The organism is Phyllobacterium sp. P5_D12 (genome assembly GCF_054049495.1).
This window is the reverse complement of the sequence record NZ_JBFUMG010000634.1, coordinates 1-2,413: the sequence shown is the minus strand read 5'-3', so window position 1 is coordinate 2,413 and position 2,413 is coordinate 1. Positions and strand designations below refer to the sequence as shown.

Below are 2,413 nucleotides of genomic sequence, written 5' to 3'. Positions count from 1 at the left end.
ATGCCGCCGCCGCAGATGGCCATCCTGGATAAGAAGTTCCAGGGCCTTCCTGACGGTCACCCGCGAAAGCGAAAGAGCCTCCGCCACGGCTCGCTCGCCTGGAAGAGTAGACCCTCGTTTTATGCGATTGCTGATGATGAGATCCTGCAGCGCCATCTTCAATTTCTTGTGCAGCGGAATTCCCGTTTCGAACGCATCGATTCGTGACCGGATCTCCGCTAACAGTTGCTGGCGTTCCATGATTTCTCCTTGCCAGCGGTCTTCCCAAGGGCTGGATTTTCACCCTCGCATTATTTTTTTGGAAATCCAACTGGTATTATTGTATGGGCGGTTCCGGAGATGAAGAGGGCGGAGCAATTGATTTTGCGTAGCAGGTTCTCATTTCTGCGGAGCTCTTATATTTTCGTACAGGAACATCTGATTCTTGCGCAAGAATCCTTGAATCCGGACCGGTTTTCGCTACGCAGGATTGAAATTTACGTGTGACCAGTTGTAACTGCGGGGGTTCAAACATAATCGAACGATCTATTGCAATTTCCTGCGGATCGACCTTTTGTGAAATCCTGCTTCGAGAGCCTGCAAAATTCATGGAAAGAGAGACGTGCATCAAGAGGTCTCACTCTTAGCGACGGTTGCTATCGGCTTTGTGTTTGCCGCGGTCTTCGGCTATCTGGCCGATCGTCTGCGCTTGCCGCCGCTCGTCGGCTATCTCGTCGCCGGCATCATGATGGGGCCGTACACACCGGGCATCGTCGCCGATAGCGGGCTTGCCTCGCAGCTCGCGGAAATGGGCGTTATCCTTTTGATGTTCGGTGTGGGCCTGCATTTTTCCGCCTCCGATCTGTTGGCGGTTCGAGGGGTTGCTGTCCCCGGAGCGCTGGGGCGTATCCTGCTTGCTACCCTACTCGGCATAGGCCTTTGTTCGTTGTGGGGCTGGGGTCTTGGTGCGGGGATTGTCTTTGGCCTTAGTCTTTCCGTCGCCAGCACCGTGGTCCTGCTCAAGGCGCTTGAAGAGCACAATCAGGTCGACTCCGTAAATGGCCGCGTGACGGTCGGCTGGCTCATCGTCGAGGACCTGGCGATGGTTCTCGCCTTGGTGCTGTTGCCAGCATTTTCGGGGGTTTTGGGCGGTAATGCGGACGTAGCAGCTGGAGAGGCTGGTGGCCTTGCCATCACATTGACCATCGGCATAACCCTGCTCAAGGTCKGCGCTTTTACGGTGATGGCTATATATTTCGGGCCGAAGGTCGTTCCGTGGATTCTCACATTGGTTGCCCGAACCGGCTCACCCGAACTGTTCACGCTCTCCGTTCTCGCTGTTGCCCTCGGCATCGCCTTTGGCTCGGCGGAGATTTTCGGCGTATCCTTTGCGCTCGGGGCGTTTGTCGCAGGCGTCGTCATGAGCGAGTCGCATCTCAGCCATCGTGCCGCGGCCGACTCCCTGCCGCTGCAAAATGCGTTCGCCGTACTGTTTTTCGTTTCGGTCGGGATGCTTTTCGACCCCTATGTCATCATACGCGACCCGCTTGCGGTTGCTGCCGTGCTGGCGCTGATCATCTTTGGTAAATCGGTGATTGGGTTTCTGATCGTCGTTCTCTTACGCTTTCCGATCGCGATGGGCCTGTCGGTCGCTGCCGGTCTGGCGCAGATCGGCGAGTTTTCTTTCATTTTGGCTAGTCTCGGTGTTTCGCTTGGCCTTTTGCCGCGTGAGGGACAGGATCTCATACTTGCCGGTGCCATCCTGTCGATCACCGTCAATCCACTCGTTCTACTCGGTGGCGACTGGCTACAAAAAGCCGTTCGTCGAAAGTGGCCATCTCTGTTTGAACAATACGGAAAGAGCAAGCATGACGCACTTTGCCGCGAACTGGACCGTATCCGGAAGATCAGCGATGAAAGAAACAGGCAGCATCAGCTCGAAATGCAACAGCTGATCGAGACTTTCCCGATGTTTGCCCAGGTTGATGAAAATTCTCAGGAAGAGCTTCTCCTGTTGTTTCGGCCAAAGGTGGCATCGCCAGGCGAACGCGTCATCCGCATCGGCGATCGCGGCGACGGCATGTATTTCATTTCATCGGGAGCGGKAGAGGTTCAACTGGAGGACGACCCGGTTCGACTCCAGGCCGGTTCCTTCTTTGGCGAAATGGCACTTTTGAGCGGTGGGCGCAGGACGGCGGATGTCATCGCTGTCGATTTTTGTCAGTTCCTGGTCCTCGAACGCCGGGATTTTAATGTTTTCATGTCGAAGCATCCCGCACTTCGTACCGCAGTCAGCGATATGGCCAAAGAGAGAAAAGCGATGAACGTTTCACGCAGGAAGCGCAAGAAGTCTCTCGATGCGACGTAATTGCTAATCCGACATCAGCGACAGCGTGGAAAATCCCCGCATCGCATCGGCCACGAGGCACTTATC

At 55.4% G+C, this 2,413-nt stretch carries 2 protein-coding genes; one reads left to right on the top strand and one right to left on the bottom strand.

Annotation, left to right across the window (positions count from 1 at the left end; genetic code table 11):
* Window positions 1-240, bottom strand: a 240-nt coding sequence (locus tag ACXJ5O_RS24540) for a GntR family transcriptional regulator (RefSeq protein WP_457302186.1), incomplete at its 3' end; no start/stop codon positions are given.
* A 361-nt stretch (window positions 241-601) separates the two neighbouring features.
* On the opposite strand from ACXJ5O_RS24540, the gene ACXJ5O_RS24535 reads away from it, so the two are divergent.
* Window positions 602-2,347 (top strand): cation:proton antiporter domain-containing protein, encoded by a 1,746-nt coding sequence (locus tag ACXJ5O_RS24535; protein ID WP_457302185.1) that lies wholly within the window; start codon window positions 602-604, stop codon window positions 2,345-2,347.
* Window positions 2,348-2,413: the final 66 nt, after the last annotated feature.